At 67.0% G+C, this 26,535-nt stretch carries 22 protein-coding genes and 2 tRNA genes; 12 read left to right on the forward strand and 12 right to left on the reverse strand.

Going from position 1 to position 26,535, the window contains the following annotated elements; all coding sequences use genetic code 11:
• Window positions 1-21: 21 nt before the first annotated feature.
• Together JI752_RS00365 and JI752_RS00370 are read right to left on the reverse strand one after the other, a co-directional pair.
• On the reverse strand, window positions 22-1,173 hold the full coding sequence (locus JI752_RS00365; RefSeq protein ID WP_216957907.1) for an MFS transporter: 1,152 nt from the start codon (window positions 1,171-1,173) through the stop codon (window positions 22-24).
• Window positions 1,170-2,489, reverse strand: coding sequence for a hypothetical protein (locus JI752_RS00370; protein ID WP_216957909.1), 1,320 nt, complete (start codon window positions 2,487-2,489; stop codon window positions 1,170-1,172). Before JI752_RS00370 ends, JI752_RS00365 begins: the two co-directional genes overlap by 4 nt.
• A gap of 352 nt (window positions 2,490-2,841) precedes the next feature.
• On the opposite strand from JI752_RS00370, the gene JI752_RS00375 reads away from it, so the two are divergent.
• Window positions 2,842-3,462, forward strand: a complete 621-nt coding sequence (locus JI752_RS00375; protein WP_216957911.1) for a hypothetical protein — start codon at window positions 2,842-2,844, stop codon at window positions 3,460-3,462.
• 86 nt (window positions 3,463-3,548) lie between these two features.
• Here JI752_RS00375 and JI752_RS00380 read toward each other — a convergent pair whose 3' ends face one another.
• Complete coding sequence (locus tag JI752_RS00380) at window positions 3,549-4,190, reverse strand: response regulator transcription factor (protein ID WP_254200115.1); 642 nt, start codon at window positions 4,188-4,190, stop codon at window positions 3,549-3,551.
• Between the two features lie 156 nt (window positions 4,191-4,346).
• Here JI752_RS00380 and JI752_RS00385 point away from each other — a divergent pair, with 156 nt between their 5' ends.
• The 5 genes from JI752_RS00385 (at window position 4,347) to cueR (ending at window position 10,625) form a co-directional block, all read left to right on the forward strand.
• Window positions 4,347-4,751 (forward strand): CopL family metal-binding regulatory protein, encoded by a 405-nt coding sequence (locus JI752_RS00385; RefSeq protein WP_216957916.1) that lies wholly within the window; start codon window positions 4,347-4,349, stop codon window positions 4,749-4,751.
• Window positions 4,752-4,846: 95 nt separating this feature from the next.
• Window positions 4,847-6,661, forward strand: coding sequence for a copper resistance system multicopper oxidase (locus JI752_RS00390; RefSeq protein WP_216957918.1), 1,815 nt, complete (start codon window positions 4,847-4,849; stop codon window positions 6,659-6,661).
• Window positions 6,658-7,563, forward strand: coding sequence for a copper resistance protein B (locus tag JI752_RS00395; RefSeq protein WP_216957920.1), 906 nt, complete (start codon window positions 6,658-6,660; stop codon window positions 7,561-7,563). Before JI752_RS00390 ends, JI752_RS00395 begins: the two co-directional genes overlap by 4 nt.
• A 140-nt stretch (window positions 7,564-7,703) precedes the next feature.
• Entirely contained in the window at window positions 7,704-10,106 is a 2,403-nt protein-coding gene (locus JI752_RS00400) for a heavy metal translocating P-type ATPase (protein ID WP_216957922.1), read from the forward strand.
• Window positions 10,107-10,124: 18 nt separating this feature from the next.
• Window positions 10,125-10,625, forward strand: coding sequence for a Cu(I)-responsive transcriptional regulator (gene cueR / locus JI752_RS00405; RefSeq protein ID WP_216957924.1), 501 nt, complete (start codon window positions 10,125-10,127; stop codon window positions 10,623-10,625).
• A 126-nt stretch (window positions 10,626-10,751) separates the two neighbouring features.
• On the opposite strand, the gene JI752_RS00410 is transcribed toward cueR, so the two are convergent.
• The 4 genes from JI752_RS00410 to JI752_RS00425 all read right to left on the reverse strand — a co-directional run bounded on the left by JI752_RS00410 (window position 10,752) and on the right by JI752_RS00425 (window position 12,456).
• Window positions 10,752-10,827, reverse strand: a tRNA-Glu gene (locus tag JI752_RS00410).
• A 42-nt stretch (window positions 10,828-10,869) separates the two neighbouring features.
• A tRNA-Ala gene (locus JI752_RS00415) sits at window positions 10,870-10,945 on the reverse strand.
• 45 nt (window positions 10,946-10,990) lie between these two features.
• Window positions 10,991-11,509, reverse strand: a complete 519-nt coding sequence (locus tag JI752_RS00420) for a DUF1249 domain-containing protein (protein WP_216957926.1) — start codon at window positions 11,507-11,509, stop codon at window positions 10,991-10,993.
• A 125-nt stretch (window positions 11,510-11,634) separates the two neighbouring features.
• Window positions 11,635-12,456, reverse strand: a complete 822-nt coding sequence (locus JI752_RS00425; protein WP_216957928.1) for a pyruvate, water dikinase regulatory protein — start codon at window positions 12,454-12,456, stop codon at window positions 11,635-11,637.
• Window positions 12,457-12,613: 157 nt separating this feature from the next.
• On the opposite strand from JI752_RS00425, the gene ppsA reads away from it, so the two are divergent.
• Together ppsA and JI752_RS00435 are read left to right on the forward strand one after the other, a co-directional pair.
• The gene (gene ppsA / locus JI752_RS00430; RefSeq protein ID WP_216957930.1) at window positions 12,614-14,995 is read left to right on the forward strand and encodes a phosphoenolpyruvate synthase; all 2,382 of its coding nucleotides are present in this window, start codon (window positions 12,614-12,616) and stop codon (window positions 14,993-14,995) included.
• Window positions 14,996-15,135: 140 nt separating this feature from the next.
• Window positions 15,136-16,128, forward strand: coding sequence for a mechanosensitive ion channel family protein (locus JI752_RS00435; RefSeq protein ID WP_216957932.1), 993 nt, complete (start codon window positions 15,136-15,138; stop codon window positions 16,126-16,128).
• Between the two features lie 3 nt (window positions 16,129-16,131).
• Here the strand turns inward: JI752_RS00435 and orn are convergent, their stop codons facing one another.
• Window positions 16,132-16,707 carry an oligoribonuclease gene (gene orn, locus JI752_RS00440; RefSeq protein ID WP_216957934.1) on the reverse strand — a complete coding sequence of 192 codons (576 nt, stop codon included), beginning with the start codon at window positions 16,705-16,707 and terminating at the stop codon, window positions 16,132-16,134.
• An 81-nt stretch (window positions 16,708-16,788) separates the two neighbouring features.
• On the opposite strand from orn, the gene JI752_RS00445 reads away from it, so the two are divergent.
• Window positions 16,789-17,274 carry a DUF2721 domain-containing protein gene (locus JI752_RS00445; protein ID WP_216957936.1) on the forward strand — a complete coding sequence of 162 codons (486 nt, stop codon included), beginning with the start codon at window positions 16,789-16,791 and terminating at the stop codon, window positions 17,272-17,274.
• A gap of 6 nt (window positions 17,275-17,280) precedes the next feature.
• Here the strand turns inward: JI752_RS00445 and tadA are convergent, their stop codons facing one another.
• A complete protein-coding gene (gene tadA / locus JI752_RS00450) occupies window positions 17,281-17,796 on the reverse strand; it encodes a tRNA adenosine(34) deaminase TadA (RefSeq protein WP_216957937.1) in 516 nt (171 codons plus the stop codon).
• Window positions 17,797-18,002: 206 nt separating this feature from the next.
• On the opposite strand from tadA, the gene acnD reads away from it, so the two are divergent.
• From acnD to prpF, 3 genes are all read left to right on the forward strand, one after another.
• The gene (acnD, locus tag JI752_RS00455; RefSeq protein WP_216957938.1) at window positions 18,003-20,612 is read left to right on the forward strand and encodes a Fe/S-dependent 2-methylisocitrate dehydratase AcnD; all 2,610 of its coding nucleotides are present in this window, start codon (window positions 18,003-18,005) and stop codon (window positions 20,610-20,612) included.
• Between the two features lie 45 nt (window positions 20,613-20,657).
• On the forward strand, window positions 20,658-21,107 hold the full coding sequence (locus JI752_RS00460) for an SRPBCC family protein (protein WP_216957939.1): 450 nt from the start codon (window positions 20,658-20,660) through the stop codon (window positions 21,105-21,107).
• Between the two features lie 194 nt (window positions 21,108-21,301).
• The gene (gene prpF / locus JI752_RS00465; RefSeq protein ID WP_216957940.1) at window positions 21,302-22,489 is read left to right on the forward strand and encodes a 2-methylaconitate cis-trans isomerase PrpF; all 1,188 of its coding nucleotides are present in this window, start codon (window positions 21,302-21,304) and stop codon (window positions 22,487-22,489) included.
• A 164-nt stretch (window positions 22,490-22,653) separates the two neighbouring features.
• Here prpF and JI752_RS00470 read toward each other — a convergent pair whose 3' ends face one another.
• From JI752_RS00470 to guaB, 3 genes are all read right to left on the reverse strand, one after another.
• The gene (locus JI752_RS00470; protein ID WP_216957941.1) at window positions 22,654-23,154 is read right to left on the reverse strand and encodes a hypothetical protein; all 501 of its coding nucleotides are present in this window, start codon (window positions 23,152-23,154) and stop codon (window positions 22,654-22,656) included.
• An 84-nt stretch (window positions 23,155-23,238) separates the two neighbouring features.
• Window positions 23,239-24,804 carry a glutamine-hydrolyzing GMP synthase gene (gene guaA / locus JI752_RS00475; RefSeq protein WP_216957942.1) on the reverse strand — a complete coding sequence of 522 codons (1,566 nt, stop codon included), beginning with the start codon at window positions 24,802-24,804 and terminating at the stop codon, window positions 23,239-23,241.
• Window positions 24,805-24,926: 122 nt separating this feature from the next.
• Window positions 24,927-26,384 (reverse strand): IMP dehydrogenase, encoded by a 1,458-nt coding sequence (gene guaB / locus JI752_RS00480; RefSeq protein ID WP_216957944.1) that lies wholly within the window; start codon window positions 26,382-26,384, stop codon window positions 24,927-24,929.
• Window positions 26,385-26,535: the final 151 nt, after the last annotated feature.

Here is a 26,535-nt window from a genome sequence, read left to right on the forward strand (position 1 = left end):
TGATGCCCTGCGCCCGCACGATCAGGCCGGCGCCCGGCTCCTCCACGCGAACAGCCCGAACGCGGCGCACGCCGCGGCAGCGAACCACGCAAGCCCATCGCGCGAGAGGTGCATCGCCGCACCGGCCAGCAACGGCCCCAGCAGTGCGCCGATGCCGAACGCCACCGACATGCCGGCGTACACCTGCACCAGCTGGCCTTCCGAATAGCGGCTGCCGACGATCGTCACCACCAGCGTGTAGATGCCGACGAACACACCGCCCCACACGAACAGCAGGGCATGCCCGAGCCAGGCGACGCCGATCGCGAACGGCCACAGCAACGCGCCCAGCGCCGACAGCGCACTGAACGCGAGCACCAGGCGGCGACGATCGAACCGATCGCCCAGCCAGCCGATCGGCAACTGCAGCACGATGGCGCCGACGAGCAATGTCGCCACGAGCGCGGTCGCCCCCTGCTCGCTCCAGCCCAGCCGCATCGCGTACATCGGCAGGAACGTGAGGCCGGAGGTTTCCAGCGCGGCATTGAGCGCCGTCGCCGCCATCGCCACGGGCGCATGCCGCAAGAGCCCGACGACACCGCCCGACAACGGCCGATGCGCGAACTGCGGCGACGGCGCGCGGTCGAAGACGACGAACGCACAGGCCGCCATCGCCAGCGCGGCGCCGATCAGGAACGGCACCGCATCGCCGGAGCCCACATGGCCCAGCAGCAGCGGACCGATCGCCAGGCCCACCGACACCGCCGCGGTGTAGATCGCCATGTTCGTCGTGCGCGATGCCTCGTCGCTGAGATGGCTCGTCCAGCTTTCGGTGGTGACCAGCACGCCTTCGGAGCCGATGCCCAGCACGTAGCGCAAGGGAAACCACAGCCATACCCATGCGCTGGCCGGAAACAGCATCAGCACGACACCGACCAGCATCAGCGCCACGATGAGGATCCGCCGCATTCCCCACCGGCTGGCGGCGCGCGGCAGCATCCACGCGACCGTGAGCACGCCCAGCGCATGCATCGCGGCATTCAGGCCGATGAGCACTTCGCCGTGGCCTCGGCGTTGCAGTTCCAGCGCGATCAGCGGAGACGACAATCCGTACGTGATCCCGAACATCGACGCCGCCGCGACGATCGCGATGGCGGTGCGGCGTCGCGAGGGCACGCTGTCCTGCGCCGTCATGCCGCGCGGGCTCCGCGCTGGCGCAGCGCGCCCTGCAGGCGCAGGCGCAGCGGAAGACGGTTCGTGCGGCCCAGGTGCTCGCGTTCGACGACCCGCTTGAGCGCGCGCCCGTAGTCCAGCACGAGGCCGGGCGTCCAGGCCATCGTCACGCCTCGATGGCGCAGCATCGCCGCCAGCCAGAGGTAGGGATCGAGCAGGAGCAGGAAGAACGCGCGCCAGGGATGGCGGTGGCCGACGCTGCCTTCCAGCGCGCATTCCAGTGCGAGCGAAGCCGCGGTGGAGCAACTGCGGCTGGTGAGGTTGTAGGTGCTGTCCTGGCGGTAGTCGAGCCAGAAGCGGCGCAGCGAGGCTTCGTTGTAGCGGCGGAACTTGACGCGACGATCGGGGGCGCGCCAGTTCGCGACCTCGATCTCGTGGGTTTCGTTCCAGCGGCCGGGCACGTCGTTCTCGGTGCCCGCACGCAACAGGCGGGCGAAGTCGTCGGGCGAGTGGTCGATGTCGACCGCCGGGTACAGACTGATGTAGACGTCAGGGTGCAGTTCGAGTGCGGCATGCCCGGTCGATACCACGCCGTTGCGGTCCACCGCCGCGATGTAACGGTTCACCACCGGACGCGGCACGGGCGACTCGATGGAACCCGTCGCGGTCCACACATACAGCGTGAGTTCGCCCTCGCCTACGCGCTGCTCGCCGTCGCGCAGAACGCCTCGCGAATGCCATGGCCGGGACTGGAACATCGGCAGTTCGGTGATCGACGCGCCCGCCGGCAGGTTGCGGAGCTGCAGCCCGAGCCGCACCAGCGTCAGACCCGAGATGATGAGTGCGACGCTCATGCAGTACGGAATCACGTAACGGTGCGGCCAGGGCCAGTCGGTGAGGATCAGCACGGCGAGCACGATCTCGATGCACGCAGCGAAGATCGCCACCGGCCAGCGCCGGAAGCGCACGACCCAGGCCGATGCGATGCGCAGCAATCCATCGGCGCAGAACACCAGGCCGAACAGCACGCTGTCGGAAATGCCGTGGTCGAACGGCACGTCCATGATCATCAGACCGAACAGCAGGAAGGCGAGCGCGCGCGCGACCAGCGGGGCCTTCGCACGGCGCGAGCTGGCCCAGACGCTCGCCAGCACGAGGACGCTTTCCACCACGAACAGGCCGCCGAGCACATCGGTGGCGATCGCGAGCGCGCCGCTGGATACATCCAGGAACACCAGCGCGCCCAGCGCGATCCACAGCGCGCCCAGCAACGGCAGCAGGCGCCATTGGCGCTTCACTGCCTGGGTTCCGATCAGCAGGATGGCGAGCCGGACCATGCGCGTTTCCCGGGGCGTGCAGGCGTCTCCCGCGCCTGCGGCCGACTGTACACGGCCGCGCGCGATGCGACATGGGCCCTGCGGCGTCCGGGCACTCACCGTTGACGCAGACCGAGCGCGCCAGGGCGCCGTTGGACTGACACCGCCGCCCCTCCCCTGCGCGTCGCGCGCAAGGGCCTCCACGATTTCACGCCACGCGGACAGCCCCGCGCGGGATTGGAAACCTGAACATGGCGCAGCGTACATCCCGCCGCGACGCTGCTGCGTTGACGAATCATTGCGCGGTTCTTCACGCGCGCCGGCATGCCCGATTCCTATAACAAGGTCACACCACACGACAGGAAACGAGCACATGGCACGCACGTCGAAGTTCGATGCAGCCCAGGTCCACGAGTTGCTGCTGCAGGCGCTGGAAACCGAGCGTGGCGGCATCCAGATCTACACCGCCGCGATCAAGGCGGCGCAGAACAAGGACCTTCACAAGGAATGGAAGGAGTATCTGGACGAGACACGCACGCACGAGCAGGTGCTCACGCGTGTGTTCGAGCAATTGGGCATGGACACCGAGGAGCAGAGCCCCGGGCGGGCGATCGTCGCGCAGTTGGGCAAGTCGCTGGTCGAGGCAATCGAAACGGCGATGAAGACCGCCGAGCCGGCCGCCGCCGAACTGGTCGCCGCCGAATGCGTGGTGCTGGCCGAAACCAAGGACCATGCGAACTGGGAACTCATCGGCCAGGTCGCGCAGCAGGCGCGCGCCGACTACGCCGGCATTCTCAAGCAGGCGCACGAGGCGGTCGAGAAGGACGAAGACCATCACCTCTATCACACCAAGGGATGGGCACGTGAGCTGTGGATCCAGTCGTTGGGTTTCCCGGCGGTATTGCCGCCGCCCGAAGAGGTGAAGCAGGTGGAAACCGCCATTGGCGCGTCGCGCGCCGAGCAGTCGCGCGAGGAGATGCTCAAGCGCCACTGATCGCGGAGTGCGCATGCGCCGAAACGACGAAGGCGGCCGGTATCGGCCGCCTTCGCATGGATCACAGGGACAGTGATCGGGAAAAGTTACGAACCCAGCCCGTGTTCGCGTGCGTAGGCGTAGAACTCCAGATCGCTCTTCACACCGAGCTTGCGCATCGCCTCGACCTTCTGGCTGCTCACGGTCTTCACGCTGCGGTTGAGCTGCCGGGCGATCTCCGACACCGTATGACCCAGCGCGAACAGACGCATGACCTCGCCCTCGCGTTTGGACAGCGTGGAGGTGGCATCGGCCGCGTCGCCCTGCGCGGATTCAATCTGCTTGCGAACCGTGGAGCTGAGGAAGCTGCGGCCTGCCGTGGCAGCGGTCACGGCCATCGGCAGTTCCTTCATCGCGTCGGACTTGCTCACCACGCCGCGTACGTTCTGCAAGCGCGAAATGTTGTTGAGCACGCCGGGGTTGGCGAGTTGGGTGAGCACGACGACGTGGCGCTCCGGCCAACGCCGGCCGAGCAGCTGCAGCAGGCTCAGGCCGTCCGCGGCCTGTTCACCGGGCATGTTGAAATCGGTGACGACCACTTCGCAGTCGGTGCTTTCCAGGACACGAAGCAGCTCATCGGGCGATGTCGCCTCGGCAACGACACGCAGCCCCGGATGCTGTTCCAGAAGCGCCCGCACGCCACTGGAGACGATGGGGTGGTCATCGGCGAGAACAATCTGGAATACCAAGTGGGCTCCTTGCATCATTCCTGGAATACGGTGGCTTCGCCGCCGCATTCGATGCCGGCGGGGGCCGGCCACTTGCATACGCTGGAGTATATACCTGCCCGTTCAGACAACCGTGAGTGGCTCCCCCCCTCTATTCAGACACGTTAGACTATGAAAATGTCGCATCTCGTACTCCGTGCGCTGCTCTGCTTGATGCTGGTTCTCAACGGAACCGGTTACACGGCGGCTGCCACGCAGATGGGACTTGCGCATCTGGCAATGAGTGCGCCCGGCGAACAGGCCGCCACACCACCTTGTCATGGCGAATCGTCACACGATGAAGTGGCGGCCATGCATGCGCACGCCGATGACGATTGCGCGACCGCGGGCATGGATGATGGTGCTCCGGACTGCTGCCAATCCTCGCACTGCAACTGCGACTGCCTGCAGCATGCGACCGCCGCCATCGCCATTTTTTCCGTTCCGGCCGGTCTTCCGCCGGAGCGCCATAGGGCACAGCCGCGTCAGATCGATCGCCCGTCTCCGCCGCTGCCGCATCTGCTCCGACCACCTATCGGCTGACTCCGTGCACACCGCAAAGGTGTGCTGATCCGACGTTGCGTTCCCGGCCGCCTCGCGGTCGTGGACCGCATCCTCATGATTCACGGAGCCATCCCATGAAGTTCGATCCACTTCGCCAACGCGCGGCCTCGCCGTCGCGTCGACGTTTCGTCACAGGCCTGGCGGCCGGTGGCGTCGCCACAGGCGCGGGCCTGTGGCATTTGCCCGGCTCGGCCGCTGAGTTCCGGGGGCCCCAACCTCAGACTCTTTCCGGCACGCAGTTCGATCTCGCCATCGATGCAGCGCCGGTCAACCTCACCGGGCGCACGCGACCGGCGGTGACCGTGAACGGCTCGCTGCCGGCGCCCGTGCTGCGCTGGCGCGAAGGCGACACCGTCACCCTTCGCGTCGCCAACCGTTTGCCCGTGGCCAGTTCCGTGCATTGGCACGGCATCCTGCTGCCGGCCAACATGGACGGCGTGCCGGGCCTGAGTTTCGACGGCATCCATCCCGGCGAGACGTTCACGTACCGCTTCGACATCCGTCAGTCCGGTACGTACTGGTATCACAGCCATTCGCTGTTCCAGGAGCAGGCCGGGCTCTACGGCGCCATCGTGATCGATCCGCGTGAACCGGCGCCCTTTGCTTTCGATCGGGAGCACGTGGTGCTGCTGTCCGATTGGACCGACCTGGATCCGGCATCGCTGTTCCGGCGCATGAAGAAGATGGCCGAGCACGACAACTTCTACAAACGCACCGTCGGTGACTTCATCGACGACGTCGCCCGCGACGGCATGTCGGCGACGCTGCGGGACCGCGGCCAGTGGGGGCGCATGCGCATGACGCCCACCGACATCTCCGACATCAACGCACACACCTACACCTACCTGCTCAACGGCCATGCGCCGGCGGGCAACTGGACGGGTCTGTTCCGCAGCGGCGAGAAGGTGCTGCTGCGCTTCATCAATGGCTCGGCGATGACGTATTTCGACGTACGCATCCCCGGCCTGAAGATGACCGTCGTCGCCGCCGACGGCCAGTACATCCATCCGGTCACCGTGGACGAGTTCCGCATCGCCGTGGCGGAAACCTTCGACGTGATCGTCGAACCTTCGGGCCAGGACGCCTACGCGATCTTCGCGCAGGACATGGGCCGCACCGGCTATGCACGCGGCACCCTCGCGGTGCGTCACGGACTGGAAGCGCCGCTTCCCGCGCCCGATCCGCGCCCCATCCTGACGATGGACGACATGGGTCATGGCGGCATGAATCACAACGCGCACGGCGCCAAGGGCATGGAGGGCGGCTGCGGCGCGAACATGGGCATGAAAGGCATGGAAGGCGGTTGCGGCGCCAACATGGGGCACGGCACGCACGCGATGGCCGACGGCATGAACGCCATGCCGTCGCATCCGGACAGCGAGCGCAACAATCCGTTGGTGGACATGCAGACGATGTCGCCGGCACCGAAGCTCGACGACCCCGGCATCGGCCTGCGCGACAACGGCCGCACGGTGCTCACCTATGCGGCGATGAAGAGCCTGTTCGACGATCCGGACGGACGCGAGCCTTCGCGCGAGATCGAACTGCACCTCACCGGCCATATGGAGAAGTTCGCCTGGTCGTTCAACGGGCAGAAGTTCATGGATGCCGAGCCGGTCCGTCTCAACTATGGCGAGCGCATGCGCATCGTGCTGGTCAACGACACGATGATGACGCACCCGATCCACCTGCACGGCCTGTGGAGCGACGTCGAGGACGAACAGGGCAACTTCCACTTGCGCAAGCACACGGTCGACATGCCTCCCGGCACCAAACGCAGCTACCGCGTGCGTGCCGACGCGCTGGGCCGCTGGGCCTATCACTGCCACCTGCTGTACCACATGGAAGCCGGGATGATGCGCGAAGTGCGCGTGGAGGAGCGCGCATGAGGCGAACGCACACCCTGCTCGCATTCGTGCTCGCCGCCGGTGCACCGACCGCGTGGGCGCAGCATGCATCCCATGCGCCCACGCCACCGCCGACGACGCACGATCACGATGCGCATCCGGCACCGACCACGCCACCGGCTGATGCGCACGATCACGCGCAGATGGGGCACGCAATGGACGCGCCGCGCGAGCCTGTCGAGCCCATTGCGCCGATCACCGACGCCGATCGCGCCGCTGCGTTTCCTGCGCTCCAACACGACATGCACCATGCCAGCGAGTGGAACAGCTTCGTGCTGATCGATCGGCTGGAAGCCGTCGATCTCGACCACGGCCGAGGCGAAGCCTGGGAAGCACAGGCGTGGGTCGGCACCGATACCGACCGACTGTGGCTGCGCAGCGAAGGCGAACGAGCGCGCGGCGTGACCGAATCGGCCGACCTGGAGGTGCTGTACGGACGCAGCGTCTCGGCATGGTGGGACGTGGTGGCCGGCCTGAAGCACGACTTCAAGCCGGGCGACGCGCGCGACTGGGCGGCGATCGGCGTGCAGGGCATGGCGCCGTACAAGTTCGAAGTATCGGCCACGGCCTATGTGGGCGAGCGCGGCGCCACAGCGGCCCGGCTGGAAGCGGAGTACGAACTGCTGCTGACGAACCGCCTCATCCTGCAGCCGCGCGTCGAGGCGACGCTGTACGGGAAGGACGATCCGGACCGTGGAATCGGCTCGGGGCTGTCCTCGCTGGAAGCGGGCCTGCGACTGCGCTACGAGGTGACCCGCCGCTTCGCGCCCTACGTCGGTGTGGGCTGGGAGCGCGCCTACGGCGACACCGCCGACCACCGCCGCGAGGAAGGCGAGCCGGTCGAGGACACACGCCTGCTCGCCGGCCTGCGGCTCTGGTTCTGACCGATGCCTACCACGACGCGCCACCGGCTTCCCACGCCACCCGCCCCAGGCGGGCGGCGGGGAGTTCGGTGGCGCGTTGACCTTCCCATGGTGGGAAGCCAGATCCTTCGCCCATCCGGACCGATTCCGATGGAGCGAGCATGAATCCCGTCGCCGTATCCCCCGCCCCGCTGCGCCTGCCGATTGCGGGCATGACCTGCGCCTCGTGCGCGGGCCGTATCGAACGCAGCCTGGCCGCGCTGCCGGGCGTGCTGCGGGCCAGCGTCAACCTGGCCACCGAGAGCGCCGACGTCATCACCGACGGCAGCGTCGCCCTGCCCCAGCTCACCGAGGCGGTGGTGCGCAGCGGCTATGCGATCCCCGAGCAGTCGATCGAACTGGCCGTCGGCGGCATGACCTGTGCCTCGTGTGCAGGCCGCATCGAGAAGAGCCTGCGCGCCGTACCCGGCGTGATCGAGGCGAGCGTGAATCTCGCCACGGAGCGCGCGCGTGTCCGCGTGCTGCGACACGTGACCGTCGAAAGCCTCGTCGCGGCCGTGGAGGCCGCCGGTTATCGCGCCCAGCGGCCCGATGCGACCTCCGCCGACGCGACGCCCGCACATGCGCACGGCGACGCGGACGCACGCGAGCGCCGCCACCTGTGGCTCGCCGTGGCGCTCTCCCTGCCGCTGGTGCTACCGATGCTGGCGACGCCGTTCGGCGTCCACTGGATGCTGCCGGGCTGGGTGCAGTTCGCGCTGGCGACGCCGGTGCAGTTCTGGCTCGGCGCGCGTTTCTACCGCGCCGGTTGGCGGGCACTGAAGGCCGGCACCGGTAACATGGACCTGCTGGTGGCCCTCGGCACCAGCGCCGGCTACGGGCTGAGCCTCTACCACCTGCTCACTGGCGGTCCTCACGCAGCGCTGTACTTCGAGGCCTCCGCCGTCGTGATCACGCTCGTGCTGCTGGGCAAGTGGCTGGAAGCACGCGCCAAGCGCCAGACCACCGAAGCGATCCGCGCCCTTCAATCCTTGCGCCCCGCCAACGCACGCGTGCGTCGCGATGGCGTTGAAACGCAGGTGCCGATCGGACAGGTCCGCATCGGCGATTTCGTCGTCGTGCTTCCCGGCGAGCGCATCCCGGTGGACGGCCGCATCGTCGAAGGCCGCACGCATGCGGACGAATCGATGATCACCGGCGAATCGCTGCCGGTCGCACGCTTCGAGGGCGATCGCGTGACCGGCGGTGCGATCAACGGCGAAGGCCGCATCGAAGTCGAAACCACGGCGATCGGCGCGGAAAGCGTGCTGGCGCGCATCATCCGCCTGGTCGAGGACGCACAGGCGAAGAAGGCGCCGATCCAGCGGACGGTCGACCGCATCAGCGCGGTGTTCGTGCCGATCGTGGTCGGGATCGCGCTGCTGGCGCTGCTTGGCTGGGGCCTGTCGACCGGCGACTGGAACCGGGCCATTCTCAACGCGGTGGCGGTGCTGGTGATCGCCTGCCCCTGCGCGCTCGGGCTGGCGACGCCGACGGCGATCATGGCCGGCACCGGCGTCGCCGCGCGCGCCGGGATTCTGATCAAGGACGCCGAAGCGCTGGAAACCGCGCACGGCATCGACGTGGTCGCCTTCGACAAGACCGGCACGCTGACCGAAGGCCGTCCCGTGGTCAGCGAGGCGATCGCGCTGGATGGCGACACGAACGCCCTGCTCGCGCAGGCTGCGGCCGTGCAGCGCGGCAGCGAGCACCCACTGGCCCGCGCCGTCGTGCAGGCCGCGGTCGAACTCCCGCAGATGACCGCGCAGGACGTGCAGGCCCTCCCCGGCCGCGGCCTGCGCGGAACGCTCGAACGCCAGACGGTCCTGATCGGCAGCGCCCGGATGATGCACGAAGCCGGCATCGATACCTCGCCGTTGTCCTCGCGCAGCGAGGAGCTGCTGGCGTCGGGAAACACGCTTTCCTGGATCGCGACGGCCGCGCGCGATGAGCCCCCTCGCCTACGCGGCGTCCTCGCTTTCCGCGACACGCCACGCGCCGGTGCCCGCGAGGCCATCGAACGGCTGCATGCCCTGGGCGTGCGCACCGTGATGATCTCCGGCGACAACGCCGGCGCGGCCCATGCGGTCGCCACGCAGCTCGGGATCGACTCAGTGCGCGCCAACGTCTTGCCGGAGGAAAAGGCAGAGGTCATCGCCACGCTGCGCAGCGATGGCACCGTGGCGATGGTGGGCGACGGCATCAACGACGCCCCCGCGCTGGCGGCGGCCGATGTCGGCATTGCGATGGTCAGTGGCACCGACGTGGCCATGCACGCCGCCGGCGTCACGCTCATGCGTGCGGAGCCGGGCCTCGTCGTCGATGCCATCGCGATCTCGCGCCGGACCACACGCAAGATCCACCAGAACCTCTTCTGGGCCTTCGCCTACAACGTCGTCGGAATTCCGCTGGCGGCGTTCGGCCTGCTCGATCCGGTGATCGCCGGCGCTGCCATGGCGCTGTCGTCGGTCAGCGTGATTTCCAACACTTTGCTGCTGCGCCTATGGCGCGCGCATCACCACTGACGCCGCAAGGAGCCACCGATGCCTCGAATGCCACGACCCGAACTCGCCGACGCCCGGCAACAGGGCCTGCACAACATCGGCGAAGCCGCGCAGCTCAGCGGCGTCAGCGCGAAGATGATCCGTCACTACGAAAGCATCGGCCTCATTCCGCCGCCGAGCCGCACGTTCGCCGGCTATCGCCTCTACAACGAAGCCGACGTGCATCGCCTGGGTTTCGTCCGTCGCGCGCGCAGCCTGGGCTTCTCGATCCGGCAGATCGAAGCCTTGCTCGGCCTCTGGGACGACCGCTCGCGCGCAAGCCTGGAAGTGAAGCGGCTCGCGCAGTCGCATGTGGACGAACTCAGCGCAAAGATCGCCGAGATGCAGGCGATGCAACGCACACTGCAGGAGCTGGCCCGCCGCTGCCATGGCGACGACCGACCGGACTGCCCGATCCTCGACGATCTGGCCAAGCGCGCGCACGAGGCCACCGTCGAGCGCACGGCGCCTGCATCGAAGAATGCGAAGCCCGCACGATGAGCGCCCGGCCCGCCATGCGTCACGCAGAAAGTCGGGCATGCGCCTGGCGGACGTGTCGTTGCTGAAACACGGGCACACAAAACGCAACAGGGCCCCGTTTCCGGAGCCCTGCTGCGTTTCACTATTTGGCGTCCCCACGGGGATTCGAACCCCGGTCGCTACCGTGAAAGGGTAATGTCCTAGGCCTCTAGACGATGGGGACAAAACTGGTTTGTAACTTTGCAGCGGCATCTCCGTGAGGAGATGGTGGAGCCAGCCGGGATCGAACCGGCGACCTCCTGCATGCCATGCAGGCGCTCTCCCAGCTGAGCTATGGCCCCACGTGCTGGAAAGACGAAAATTCTAGCGGGCGTTCAGCGATGTCGTCAAGCGTTCGCTGCCAGATTTTTTTCGTCGGTGCCGCCGGAAATGGTCCCGGCGTCAACGGGGCGCAATGTTGCCACACCATGTCCCCGCTCCGCTAGATACTCGAGCCACTTTCCGAGAAACGTGTTCATCCGCGTGCGGTGATCGAGGACTTCCGCCGCCGGCGGGTACATGCCGATGACGTCCTGCCAGCGGCGGCCGACGTAGCAGTTGGTGACTTCCAGCTGGCGCGCATCGTGATAAAGGCGCAGGAACGCGGAAGGGTCCTGCTGGCCGGTGACCGGATCGCGCAGCGCGTACGTCAAACGCAGCTCGGTCGTGTACGGGTGGCGCTCGATCACGTCCAGTTGCAGATCCAGGCCATCACCGACGCTGGAGTGGTAGCTGCCGACCGCCAGCGCCGCGGACGGGAAAAGCCGCTCGAAGCGGACATGGTTTTCAGCGTACAGCCCCATCAGCCAGCCGAAGCGGCTGATCCTGGGAATGCGTGCGCGGCGGGTGGCGAGAGACTGGGACATGAGCATCGATATGGAGACGATGCTACACGGCACAACCTCTTCGCGGCAGCGTTGACGGGGGCCACGGGTCGGCCTACGGTAAGCATTCCCCGCGACGGTTTTTCCAGGCCTTCCGGCCCGGCTGTTCAGAACATCTCGCGGTGGATCCCCAACGTCGTCAGGACCTTGCTCGAGATCTCCTCGATCGAGGTGTTCGTCGTGCTCAACGTCGAGATGCGCTCGGCACGGAACATCGCTTCGGCGGCCGCAACTTCGCGCTTGCAGGTCTCGAACTTCGCATAGCGCGAGTTCGGCCTGCGCTCCTGGCGGATCTGCTGCAAACGCACCGGGTCGATGGTCAGGCCGAACAGCTTGTTGCGGTAAGGCCGCAGGCGCGGCGGCAGGCGGTCGTGCTCGAGGTCTTCCTCGGTGAGCGGGTAATTCGCCGCACGCACCCCGTAATGCAGCGCCAGGTACACGCAGGTGGGCGTCTTGCCCGCGCGCGACACCGCGACCAGGATCAGGTCGGCTTCGTCGTAATCGATGCTCTGTCCATCGTCATGGGTCAACGCGAAGTTCATCGCATTGATGCGGCGATGGTAGGTGTCGAAGTCCGCCATGCCGTGCGCCTGGCCGATGCGGCGCTCGCGGGTCTGGTGCAGCTCGCGCTCCAGCGGTTCGATGAAGGGCGCGAACACGTCCAGCATCAGCGCCCCGCTCTCGGCCAAGGCCGTGCTCACTTCGGCGTCCATGCAGGAGTTGATGACCACCGGTCGCACGCCGTAGGCCTCGGCTGCGGCCCGGATCTTCTCGCCCACTTCACGCGCCCGCTCCACGCTGTCCACGAACGGGATGCGGTCGGTCACGAAGCGCGTCTGGGTGAACTGGGTCAACAGGCTGTGGCCGATGGTCTCGGCAGTGATACCGGTACCATCGGAGACATAGAACACGGGACGCACGCCTGCCATCGGGTTTTCTCCTGAACTCGCCGTTCACAATACAAAAAACGCCGATGAATCAAGCTTGTATGCCCTCGGCGTGCAGGCGATCATATCCGGATCGCCGCGCACCACGCGCCCGGGTGCGTTGCCGTCCCTCTTACCAGATCGTCTGGAGATCGCCCGCTTGAACGAGAACATCCTCTGGCTGCACGCGTTGCGGCTCACCGATCTGGCCCGCGTCGGCGGCAAGAATTCTTCGCTGGGCGAGATGATCGGCAACCTCGCCGGGCTCGGCGTCTCCGTTCCCGGTGGCTATGCGACCACCGCCGAGGCCTTCAAGTCCTTCATCGACCACAACAACCTGCACCAGCGGATCTACGACAAGCTGGCCACGCTGGACGTCGAGGACGTTCCGGCGCTGACCGCCGCCGGCGCGGAGATTCGCGGCTGGGTCATCGACGCCCCGCTGCAAGCCGACCTCGACGCCGACATCCGCAAGGCCTACAAGCAGCTGTGCGACGAGAACGGCGGCGGCGACGTCGCCGTGGCCGTGCGCTCCTCGGCGACCGCCGAGGACCTGCCCGATGCCTCGTTCGCCGGCCAGCAGGAGACCTTCCTCAACGTCACCGGCGCCGACGACGTCGTGCACAAGGTCAAGGAAGTCTTCGCCTCGCTCTACAACGACCGCGCGATCGCCTACCGCGTGCACCACGGCTTCAAGCACGAGGACGTGTTCCTGTCCGCCGGCGTGCAGCTGATGGTGCGCTCGAACGTCGGTTCGTCGGGCGTGCTGTTCACGCTGGACACCGAATCGGGCTTCCGCGACGTCGTCTTCATCACCTCCAGCTACGGCCTGGGCGAGATGGTCGTGCAGGGCGCGGTGAATCCCGACGAGTTCTACGTCTACAAGCCGACGCTGCTGCAGGGCAAGCAGGCCATCCTGCGCCGCGGCATGGGCGCCAAGCAGCTGCGCATGGTGTATTCCGACCAGCCCGGCGAGCGCGTGCGCACCGAAGACACGCCGGCCGAGCTGCGCAACACGTTCTCCATCAGCGATGAAGACGTGCACGAACTCGCCCGCCAGGCGCTCACCATCGAGAAGCACTACGGCCGCCCGATGGACATCGAGTGGGCGAAGGACGGCGTCAGCGGCAAGCTCTTCATCGTGCAGGCGCGCCCGGAGACGGTGAAGTCGCGCGGCCATGCCACGCAGATCGAGCGCTACCAGCTCACCAAGCGCGGCGACGTGGTGTGCGAAGGCCGCGCCATCGGCCAGAAGATCGGCACCGGCGTGGCGCGCGTGGTGCGCTCGCTGGCTGACATGAACCGTGTGCAGCCCGGCGACGTGCTCGTCGCCGACATGACCGACCCCGACTGGGAGCCGGTGATGAAGCGCTCGGCCGCCATCGTCACCAACCGCGGCGGCCGCACCTGCCACGCGGCGATCATCGCGCGTGAGCTGGGCGTGCCGGCCGTCGTCGGCACGGGCAACGCACTGGACACGATCCAGGACGGCCAGGAAGTCACCGTCAGCTGCGCCGAAGGCGACACCGGCTTCATCTACAACGGCACCCTGCCCTTCGAGCGCCACGTTGCCGATCTCGACAAGATGCCCGAAGCCCCGCTCAAGGTGATGATGAACGTCGCCAACCCCGAGCGCGCGTTCGATTTCGCGATGCTGCCCAACGCCGGCGTCGGCCTGGCGCGCCTGGAAATGATCATCGCCAGCCACATCGGCGTGCATCCCAAGGCGCTGCTCGAATACGACCAGCAGGACGCGGCGACGAAGAAGAAGATCGACGAGAAGATGGCCGGCTACAGCAGCCCGGTCGATTTCTACGTGGATCGCCTGGCCGAAGGCATCGCGACCATCACGGCGTCGTTCGCGCCGCATCCGGTGATCGTTCGTCTGTCGGACTTCAAGTCCAACGAATACGCCAACCTCATCGGCGGTTCGCGCTACGAGCCGCATGAAGAAAACCCGATGATCGGCTTCCGCGGCGCCAGCCGTTACGTCGATCCGAGCTTCAGCGAAGCCTTCGCGCTGGAATGCCGCGCCGTGCTCAAGGTGCGCGAGCAGATGGGCCTGACCAACTGCTGGGTGATGATCCCGTTCGTGCGCACGCTGGACGAAGGCCGCAAGGTCGTCGAAGTCCTGCGCGCCAACGGGCTGGAACAGGGCAAGGGCGGCCTGAAGATCATCATGATGTGCGAAGTGCCGTCCAACGCGTTGCTGGCCGACGAGTTCCTCGACATCTTCGATGGTTTCTCCATCGGTTCGAACGACCTGACGCAGCTCACGCTGGGCCTGGACCGCGACTCGGGCATCGTCGCCAAGCTGTTCGACGAGCGCGATCCGGCGGTGAAGAAGCTGCTGTCGATGGCGATCAAGGCCGCGCGCGCCAAGGGCAAGTACGTCGGCATCTGCGGACAGGGCCCGAGCGATCATCCGGACCTCGCCGAGTGGCTGATGGAGCAAGGCATCGAGTCGGTGTCGCTCAATCCCGATACCGTGGTCGACACCTGGCTGCGATTGGCGAAGGCAAAGGCGAAGGCCGCCGCCTGATGCCGAACGGCGCCATCGCGACCCGCGCCTGAACCATCTGCGACGCCGCGACGCCCCGCTTATGCGGGGCGTCGTATTTTTGAAGGCCTGTATCGTTCACATCGCGCGCCGAGCGGGCGCGTTTGCAAGGAGGTCCCGTTTTGTCCGCGAATCCCAGCCCCCAGCCTCTGCTGCAGGATGCATTGCCCGACTTCACCAAGGAACTCGCGCCGCCGGCCCACATCAGCACGCTGACGGCCGACCAGTTCTGGACGTGGGCGATGGACGTCGGCATCAAGATCGGCGGCGCGCTGCTGGTGTTCTACATCGGCCACCATGTCGCGAAATGGGTCGTGCGCGCGACCGGACGCGCGTTGACGCGGGCGCACGTGGAAACGACCTCGCAACAGTTCATCAGCCGAGTGCTCTACATCGTGCTGGTGATCGTGTTGCTGCTGGCGATCCTGCAGGGATTCTTCGGCCTCGCGCCCACGTCGTTCATCGCCATCCTCGGCGCCGCCGGCCTCGCCATCGGCCTTGCATTGAAGGATTCGCTGTCGAACGTGGCCTCGGGCGTAATGCTGGTGACGCTCAAGCCGTTCCGCGTAGGCGATGTCGTGCAGATCGGCGGCAGCAGCGGCACGGTGGAACAGGTGAGCATCTTCCAGACGCGGCTGCGCGGCGCGGACAACCAGACCATCGTGCTGCCGAACAACCTCATCACGACGGCGCCGATCGTCAACCTCACGCCCGACACCCGCCGGCGCATCGAGCTGATCATCGGCATCGGCTACGAGGACGACATCGACACCGCGCGCGAGGCCATCATGGCCATCATGCGCGCCGACAAGCGCATCCGCGACAAGCCGGCGGCCGACGTGGTCGTGTACGAACTGGCGGACGTGGCGGTGCGCCTGGGCGTGCGCTGCCATGTCAGCAACGCGGACCACTTCGCGACCAAGTGCGATCTCAACGAGCGCATCAAGAAGGCGTTCGACAAGGCGGGCATCAGCATCCAGGCGGCGCAGCGCGACATCCGCGCGCAGCGGCGCATCACCGAGGCCGCCATTCGTAACGATGCATCCAACGACCCTTCGCCGCCACCGGCGCAGTCGCCTTCGCCCGAGCAGCAGACGCCGCCCGAGCTGCGCTGAGCCTCAGGCGTCCGGCAGGCCGCCCAGGCGGCCCATGGAGACGCGGTAGTGGCGCAGCTCCGCGATGGAGTCGCGCACGTCGCTCAGTGCCGTATGGCGGGCGTCCTTGTTGACGCCGGCCAGCACGTCGGGCGCCCAGCGACGGGCGAGTTCCTTGATCGTGCTGACGTCCAGGTTGCGGTAATGGAAGTGCTTTTCCAGCCGCGGCATCAGGCGGTGCAGGAAGCGGCGGTCCTGGCAGATCGAATTGCCGCACATCGGCGATTTCCCCGCCGGCACCCACTGCAGCAGAAACCCCACCGTGCGGGCCTCGGCCTCGGCCACGCTGACATTGCTGTCGAGCACGCGCTGCCACAGGCCCGAGCGACCGTGCTGATTGCGGTTCCATTCGTCCATCGCTTCCAGGCGCGCGAGCGAATGCGAGATGGCGAGCTCCGGCCCTTCGGCAAGCACATTGAGCTGCTTGTCGGTCACCACCGTGGCGATCTCCAGGATGGAGTCGCGGTCGGTGTCCAACCCGGTCATTTCCAGGTCGATCCAGATCAGGTGTTCGTCGTTCGAAGAAGGGACGGCCGCCATGCGCTCGCACTGGAATGAGGTCCGGAGCATCATACAGGCAGCCCATCCCGCGGCTTCGCACCGCACTCACGGAACCCATCGATGCCCTCGCCCGTTCCGATCGACCCTTCGCATTACGCCGTCGTCTCGGCCATGATCACCCCGGCCTTCTTCCTGACGGCCGCCAGTTCGTTGCTGATCTCGTCGAACAACCGCCTGGCGCGCGTGGTGGACCGGATGCGTTCGGACATCGAAGTGCTGCGTGGCCTGCCGCAAGGGCCGGCGCGGGTCGAACAGGAAGCGCGCATCGCGATCCACCGCCGCCGTTCGTACCTCGTGCTGGCCTCCGTGCGCATGCTCTACGCGGCGATCAGCGCCTTCGTCGGCACCAGCCTGGGCATCGCCGTGGATGCGTTCTTCGGCTATCGGCTCGACCTGCTGCCGACCGGACTGGCGGTGATCGGCGTGCTGTTGATGTTCGGCGCGTCGGTCTGCCTCGGGCACGAGGCGAAGCTCGGCCTGCGCATGCTGGACCGCGAGCTCAACGAACAGCTGGCGAAGGACAGGCTGGACGTGCGCGGGGAGTAAGGCGGCCTAGCCGGCCGGCGGAACGTCCACCTTGCCCCGCTTGCGCCGGAAGTACGCCGTCAATCGCGCCCCCGCCTCCTCGCCCAGCACGCCGCCGTCGACGCGCACACGATGGTTGTGGCGCGGATCGGCGAGCAGGTCGAACACGCTGCCGGCGGCGCCCGTCTTGGGATCGCGCGCGCCGTAGACCACGCGGGCGATGCGGGCGTGCACCATCGCCATCGCGCACATCGCGCACGGCTCCAGCGTCACGTACAGCGTCGAACCCAGCAGGCGGTGGTTGCCCAGGCGCTGGCCGGCCTCGCGCATCGCCACGATCTCGGCGTGGGCCGTGGGATCGCGCAGGGTGATATTGCGGTTCCAGCCCTCGCCGAGCACGTCACCGCCGGCCGAGACCAGCACGGCGCCCACCGGGATCTCGTCGTCCTCACGCTCGGCGCGCTCGGCCAGCGCGAGCGCGTGGCGCATCCAGCGCACGTCGTCGTCGCTGATCGGGGCCATGTCGGGCGTTTCCTGAACCATCGCGACAGGATGCCCGACGCGACGCGGCCACGCCACGCTCGACGCGTCCGGGCCGCGTTCCCGCCCCATCCGATCAGCCGGCGAGCGGTCGAAAATGGCAAAATTGGCGTTCCCCGCGTCGAAGCGGACAGCCAGCCACCGACGGCCCCGCGCCACGGCCGCCCGCCAATCTCCAGGACCAGGTCCCCGAACCGATGTCGTCGTCCATGAACACCCAACACCGCAAGCCGCTCCCGGGCACTTCTCTGGAGTATTTCGACGCGCGCGCAGCGGTCGAGGCGATCCAGCCCGGCGCCTACGACGCCCTGCCCTACACCTCGCGCGTGCTCGCGGAGAACCTCGTGCGACGCTGCGATCCGGCCACGCTGGTGGATTCGCTGAAACAGCTGATCGAACGCCGCCGCGACCTGGACTTCCCGTGGTTCCCGGCGCGCGTGGTCTGCCACGACATCCTCGGCCAGACCGCGCTGGTCGACCTGGCCGGCCTGCGCGACGCGATCGCTGATCAAGGCGGCGATCCGGCCAAGGTCAACCCGGTCGTGCCGGTGCAACTGATCGTCGATCACTCGCTGGCCGTGGAATGCGGCGGCTTCGATCCCGATGCGTTCGCGAAGAACCGCGCCATCGAAGATCGCCGCAACGAAGACCGTTTCCACTTCATTGACTGGACCAAACTGGCGTTCGAGAACGTCGACGTGATCCCGCCGGGCAACGGGATCATGCACCAGATCAATCTGGAGAAGATGTCCCCGGTGATCCAGGCGCAGAACGGCGTCGCGTATCCCGACACCTGTGTGGGCACCGACAGCCACACGCCGCACGTCGACGCGCTGGGCGTGATCGCCATCGGCGTCGGCGGCCTGGAAGCGGAGAACGTGATGCTCGGCCGCGCCTCGTGGATGCGCCTGCCGGACATCATCGGCGTCGAACTCACCGGCAAGCGACAGCCGGGCATCACCGCCACCGACATCGTGCTGGCGCTGACCGAATTCCTGCGCAAGGAGAAGGTCGTCGGCGCGTACCTGGAGTTCCGCGGCGAAGGCGCCTCCAGCCTCACGCTGGGCGACCGCGCGACGATCTCGAACATGGCGCCCGAGTACGGCGCGACGGCGGCGATGTTCTTCATCGACGAGCAGACGCTGGACTACCTGCGCCTCACCGGACGCGAAGACGCGCAGGTGAAGCTGGTGGAAACCTATGCGAAGACCGCCGGCCTGTGGGCCGATGCGCTGAAGAACGCGCAGTACGAGCGCACGCTCACGTTCGATCTGTCGAGCGTGGTGCGCAACATGGCCGGCCCGTCGAACCCGCACAAGCGTTTGCCGACCTCCGACCTCGCAGAGCGCGGCATCGCCGTAAACCTGGACGCGGCGAAGGCGCAGGAAGCCGAAGGCCTGATGCCCGATGGCGCGGTGATCATCGCCGCCATCACCAGCTGCACCAACACCAGCAACCCACGCAACGTCATCGCCGCCGCACTGCTGGCGCGCAACGCCAACGCGCACGGTCTCACGCGCAAGCCGTGGGTGAAGTCTTCGCTGGCGCCGGGCTCCAAGGCCGTGCAGCTGTACCTGGAAGAAGCGAAGCTGCTGCCAGAGCTGGAGAAGCTCGGCTTCGGCATCGTCGCGTTCGCCTGCACGACGTGCAACGGCATGTCGGGCGCTCTGGATCCGGCGATCCAGCAGGAAATCATCGACCGCGATCTGTATGCGACGGCGGTGTTGTCGGGCAATCGCAATTTCGACGGACGCATCCATCCTTACGCGAAGCAGGCTTTCCTCGCCTCGCCGCCGCTGGTGGTGGCCTACGCCATTGCCGGCACCGTGCGATTCGACATCGAGCGCGATGTGCTCGGCATCGACGCCGACGGCAAGCCCGTCACGCTGAAGGACATCTGGCCGAGCGATGAGGAAATCGACGCTATCGTTTCCCAGAGCGTGAAGCCCGAGCAGTTCCGCAAGGTCTACGGGCCGATGTTCAATGTGCGCGTCGAACAAGGCGAGCGCGTGAGCCCGCTGTACGACTGGCGCCCGCAGAGCACCTACATCCGCCGTCCGCCGTACTGGGAAGGCGCGCTGGCCGGCGAGCGCACGCTGCGCGGCCTGCGTCCGCTGGCGGTGCTGGGCGACAACATCACCACCGACCACCTGTCGCCGTCCAACGCCATCCTGCGCAGCAGCGCGGCCGGCGAATACCTGGCGAAGATGGGCCTGCCGGAAGAAGACTTCAATTCCTACGCCACGCACCGCGGCGACCACCTCACCGCGCAGCGCGCCACCTTCGCCAACCCGACGCTCGTCAACGAGATGGCGGTGGTCGACGGCGCGGTAAAGAAGGGATCGCTGGCGCGCATCGAGCCGGAAGGCGAAGTGGTGCGCATGTGGGAAGCGATCGAAACCTACATGGACCGCAAGCAGCCGCTGATCATCATCGCCGGCGCCGATTACGGCCAGGGTTCCTCGCGCGACTGGGCCGCGAAGGGCGTGCGTCTGGCGGGCGTGGAGGCCATCGTCGCCGAAGGTTTCGAACGCATCCACCGCACCAACCTGATCGGCATGGGCGTGCTGCCGCTGGAGTTCAAGCCGGGCACGAACCGCCTGACGCTGGGCATCGACGGCACGGAGGCCTTCGACGTCGTCGGCACGCGCAAGCCGCGCGCGGACCTCACGCTCGTCATCCACCGCAGGAATGGCGAGCGCGTCGAAGTGCCCGTCACCTGCCGTCTCGACAGCGACGAGGAAGTGTCGATCTACGAAGCCGGCGGCGTGCTGCAGCGCTTCGCGCAGGATTTCCTGGAGTCCTCCCGCGCGGCGTGAAGCGGCGCCGCGCTCGTTCGTTCCGCACCCAAAAGGAGTAACGACATGCCTGGAACCGTCACCCTGCACCGCGTCATCCGCGCGCCCGCCGACCGCATCTACCGCGCCTTCCTCGATCCGGATGCGATGGTGAAGTGGCTGCCGCCGCACGGTTTCACCGGCAAGGTGCATTCGATGGACGCGCGCGTGGGCGGTGGCTACAAGATGTCGTTCACCAACTTCGGCACCGGTGGAAGCCATTCCTTCGGCGGCACGTACCTGGAACTCGAACCCGGCAAGAAGCTGCGCTACAACGATCAGTTCGACAATCCCGATCTGCCGGGCGCGATGGAAGTCGAAGTCACGCTGACGTCCGGCATGGTCGGCACCGAACTCAACGTCGTGCAGAAGGGCATTCCCGATGCGATCCCGGTGGAGTTTTGCTACCTGGGCTGGCAGGAGTCGCTGGAGATGCTGGCCAAGCTGGTGGAGCCGGAGATTCCGGACGGCGCGTGATCTAAAGCCGTCTCCGTCCTCGCATCCTATGCCGTCATTCCCGCGAAGGCGGGAATCCAACGCGACGCGACATCACCTCTTCCGGAAGGCGTGACACCACGGATGGCTGGATCCCCGCCTTCGCGGGGATGACATCAAACAGCGCGGCAGCTTCAACGACACAACCTCAAACAGAAGCACGGAACGAATACGCCATGCCCCACGCACCCCAGATCCGCATCCCCGCCACCTACATGCGCGGCGGCACCAGCAAAGGCGTGTTCTTCCGCCTGGACGATTTGCCGGACGTCGCGCGCGTAGCGGGCCCCGCGCGCGATGCCTTGCTGATGCGCGTGATCGGCTCGCCCGACCCCTACGGCAAGCACACCGACGGCATGGGCGGCGCGACGTCGAGCACTAGCAAGTGCGTGATCATCTCCAAATCGTCCCAGCCCGGACATGACGTCGACTACCTCTACGGCCAGGTGTCCATCGACACCGCGTTCGTCGACTGGAGCGGCAACTGCGGCAACTTGTCCTCGGCAGTGGGTCCGTTCGCGATCGCCAACGGATTCATCAACGCCGAACGCATTCCGCACGACGGCCACGTCACCGTGCGCATCTGGCAGGCGAACATCGGCAAGACCATCGTCGCGCATGTGCCCGTGAGCAACGGGCAAGTGCAGGAAACCGGCGATTTCGAGCTGGACGGCGTGACCTTCCCGGCGGCGGAGATCGCGCTGGAATTCCTCGATCCGTCCGACGACGGCGAGGACGGTGGCGCGATGTTCCCCACCGGCAACCTCGTCGACGATCTCGAGGTGCCCGGCGTGGGCACGTTCAAGGCGACGATGATCAACGCCGGCATCCCGACGATCTTTCTCGACGCCGCGGAGCTGGGCTTCACCGGTACCGAATTGCAACCGGCCATCAACGACAACCCGAAGACGCTCGCGATGTTCGAAGCCATCCGCGCGCACGGCGCGGTGCGCATGGGCCTCATCGCCGACGTCGCGCAGGCCGCAACGCGACAGCACACGCCGAAGGTCGCCTTCGTCGCGCCGCCGCAGGATTACGTGTCGTCCAGCGGCAAGCGCATCGCGGCCGGCGACATCGACCTGCACGCTCGCGCGTTGTCGATGGGCAAGCTGCACCACGCGATGATGGGCACGGCCGCGGTTGCCATCGGCACTGCGGCGTCGATCCCGGGCACGCTGGTGAATCGCGCGGCCGGTGGCGGCGAACGCGAGGCGGTGCGCTTCGGCCATCCGTCGGGCACGCTGCGCGTGGGCGCGCAGGTGCGCAATGTCGACGGCCAATGGACCGTGACGAAGGCGATCATGAGCCGCAGCGCACGCGTGCTGATGGAAGGCGCGGTGCGCGTGCCGGGCGATTCGTTCTGAGCGCTGCGTAGCGCCCAGCTCTTCGCAAGATGGGTGACCCGCCGCTTCGCGGCGGCGCCCCCTCCCCAACCCTCCCCTGCACTCAGGGGAGGGAGCAACCGGCAACAAAGCAAAGCCCCGCTATTCGCGGGGCTTGCTTGTTCGGCCGGCAACTCGCGTCGCGGTTACTCGCCGCCGTACACCCAGGTCTTCGACTCGCCGCCCTGCGACAGGATCTTGCCGTTACGGCGGATCAGCGTCTCGGTGAAGCGGCTGCGGACCATCGTCATGTCGCCGATCTTCCCGATCGACACGCCCTTCACCGTGGCGCGCTTGTTGCCGTCGCTCAGTTCGATGGAATCGATCTTCTGCTCGAACATGGGATGCAGGATGCCGCCGCTCGCGTTGGAGAGCTTGCCCAGCACGGTCAGCGACTGCTTGATGTCGGCGCAGGCCTCCTCACGCCGCTTCTCGCTGCGCTCGGTAGCGGAACCGTTGAACGACACGTCCTTCACCAGATAGTCGTCGGTCATGAGCTTGCACAGCGGCTCGCCGTCGAGTTCCGCCAGCAGGAGGGTCTGGTCCCCATAGAACTTGCGGACGGACGACTCGTTCATCGTGCGCCCGAAATGGAAATACCACGCTGCCGCGGCGATCAGTGCGACCGCCAGTACGATCTTCTTCATTGTTTCCCCCTGTTGATCCGTCCTGGTTCAACCGACGCATGGCGGGCTTTTCCCCTGCCCGCCAACGCCGTCACGCGAAGCCGCTCATTCCCACTCGATCGTGGCCGGCGGCTTCCCGCTGATGTCATACACGACACGCGACACGCCGCGCAACTCGTTGATGATGCGGTTGGAGACGCGACCGAGGAAATCGTACGGCAGGTGCGCCCAATGCGCGGTCATGAAGTCGATGGTTTCCACCGCGCGCAGCGCGATCACCCATTCGTAGGCGCGCGCGTCGCCCACCACGCCCACCGACTTCACCGGCAGGAACACGGCGAACGCCTGGCTGGTGCGGTCGTACAGATCGGCCTTGCGCAGCTCTTCGATGAAGATGTGATCGGCGCGGGCCAGCAGTTCGGCGTGTTCGCGCTTCACCTCGCCCAGGATGCGCACGCCCAGGCCCGGGCCCGGGAACGGATGGCGGTAGACCATCGCGCGCGGCAGGCCGAGTTCGACGCCCAAGCGACGCACTTCGTCCTTGAACAACTCGCGCAGCGGCTCGACCAGGCCGAGCTTCATGTCTTCCGGCAGGCCGCCCACGTTGTGGTGGCTCTTGATGACGTGCGCCTTGCCGGTCTTGCTGTCGGCGGACTCGATCACGTCGGGGTAGATCGTGCCCTGCGCCAGCCACTTGGCGTTGGCGAGCTTGGCGGACTCTTCGTCGAAGATCTCGATGAAGAGGTTGCCGATGATCTTGCGCTTGGCTTCCGGGTCTTCGACGCCGGCCAGCGCCTTGAAGTAGCGGTCGGCGGCATTCACGCGCACGACCTTCACGCCCATGTGCTCGGCGAACATCGCCATCACCTGGTCGCCTTCGTTCCAGCGCAGCAGGCCGGTGTCGACGAATACGCACGTCAGCTGCGTGCCGATGGCCTTGTGCAGCAGCGCGGCGACGACGGACGAATCCACGCCACCGGACAGGCCGAGGATCACCTCGTCGCTGCCGACCTTCTCGCGCACGCGCTCGATCTGGTCTTCGATGATGTTGGCCGCGGTCCACAGCGTCTTGCAGCCGCAGATGTCGGCGACGAAGCGGCGCAGCAGCGTCTGGCCCTGCTTGGTGTGCGTGACTTCCGGGTGGAACTGCACGCCGTACCAGCGCTTGTCCTCGCGCGCCATCGCGGCGACGGGAATGCGGTCGGTGACGGCGGTGACGGTCCAGCCCGGCGGCGCCTTGGCGACGTGGTCGCCGTGGCTCATCCACACATCGATGCGCGGTTCGCCGTCGTGGTCGGTCAGCCCGCCCAGCAGCGTGTCGTGCGCGACCAGCTCGACTTCGGCGTGGCCGAACTCGCGCGCGTCGGCGGCTTCGGTTGCGCCGCCCAGCTGCGCGGCCAGCGTCTGCATGCCGTAGCAGATGCCCAGGATCGGCAAGCCGCTGTCGAAGACTTCCTGCGGCGCCTTGGGCGCGCCCTGCTCCGTGGTCGACTCCGGGCCACCCGACAGGATGATGCCCTTCGCGCCGAACGCCGCGATCTCGGCCGGATCGTGGTCCCAGGCCCAGATCTCGCAGTAGACGCCGATCTCGCGGATGCGGCGGGCGATCAGCTGCGTGTACTGCGCGCCGAAATCGAGGATGAGGATCTTGTCGCTGTGGATATTGGTCATGGAGCCGGGATTCGGGATTGGAGATTGGAGATTCGCAACAGCGAAGACGATCGTCACCGGACTGGAACCCGGCGGGCTTCTACGAATCCCGAATCCCGAATCCCAAATCCCGTGGGCTAGCGTCAGCCAGCCCGATAGTTCGGCGGTTCCTTCGTGATCTGCACGTCGTGCACGTGGCTCTCGCGCGCGCCGGCGTTGGTGATGCGCACGAAGCTGGGCTTCTTGCGCATGTCCTCGATCGTCGCGCAGCCCACGTAACCCATCGTCGCGCGCAGGCCGCCGGCAAGCTGGTGCACGACGCCGCGCAGCGGGCCGCGGTACGGCACGCGGCCTTCGATGCCTTCGGGCACGAGCTTGTCGGCGTCGCTCGCGTCCTGGAAATAACGGTCCTTGGAGCCCTGCTCCATCGCGCCCAGCGAGCCCATGCCGCGGTAGCTCTTGTAACTGCGGCCCTGGAAGAGTTCGACTTCGCCCGGGGCTTCCTCGGTGCCGGCGAACAGGCCGCCGACCATCACGGTCGATGCACCAGCCACCAGCGCCTTGCCGATGTCGCCCGAATAGCGGATGCCGCCGTCGGCGATCAGCGGGATGCGGTCCTGCAGCGCCTCGGCGACCATCGCCACGGCGGTGATCTGCGGCACGCCGACGCCCGCGACGACGCGCGTGGTGCAGATCGAGCCCGGGCCGACGCCGACCTTCACCGCGTCCGCGCCGTGGTCCATCAGGGCCAGTGCGGCATCGCCGGTGACGATGTTGCCGCCGATGACCTGCAACTGCGGGAAGTTCTTCTTCACCCACAGCACGCGTTCGAGCACGCCCTGCGAGTGGCCGTGCGCGGTGTCGACCACCACCACGTCCACGCCGGCCGCAGCCAGCGCTTCAATGCGCGCCTCGGTGTCGCCGCCCACGCCGACGGCCGCGCCGACCAGCAGGCGTTCGCTGCTGTCGTAGGCGGCGTTGGGGTTGTCGGACTTCTTCTGGATGTCCTTCACGGTGATCAGGCCGCGCAGCTCGAAGCCGTCGTTGACCACCAGCACCTTCTCGATGCGGTGCTTGTGCAGCAGGCTCAGGACCTCCTCGTCGGCGGCGCCTTCGCGCACCGTCACCAGGCGGTCCTTCTTGGTCATGATGTGGCGGACCGGATCGTCCAGCTTCGTCTCGAAGCGCATGTCGCGGCTGGTGACGATGCCGACCAGCTGGCCGCCATCCACCACCGGCACGCCGGAGATGTTGCGTGCGCGGGTGAGCTTGAGCACTTCGGCGATGGTGGTGTCGGGGCCGACGGTGAACGGCTCCTTGATCACGCCCGCTTCGAACTTCTTGACCGAGGCGACCTGCGCAGCCTGGGCCTGCACGCTCATGTTCTTGTGCAGGATGCTGATGCCGCCCAGCTGCGCCATGGCGATGGCCAGGCGGGCTTCGCTGACGGTGTCCATGGCCGCCGACAGGATCGGCAGGCGGATGGTCAGGTCGCGGGTGAGGCGGGTCGAGAGCGAGACGTCCTTGGGCAGGACCGTCGAGTGGGCCGGGACGAGCGAAACGTCGTCGTAAGTCAGTGCTTCAGCCTGGATGCGCAGCATGGGCGGGGGCCGGAGAGGGTGAAGCAAGATATTGTAGCGCGAACAGGCATTCACACGCGCGTTGCGGTGTCGGGACGCGGCGTTCCATGCGCCCTGCCCGTGGCTCGTCGTATCCGCGAAAGCGGGAATCCAGCGACTTCAGCCGCGGTCG

It is taken from the genome of Lysobacter sp. MMG2 (assembly GCF_016735495.2).
Taxonomy (GTDB): domain Bacteria; phylum Pseudomonadota; class Gammaproteobacteria; order Xanthomonadales; family Xanthomonadaceae; genus Lysobacter_J.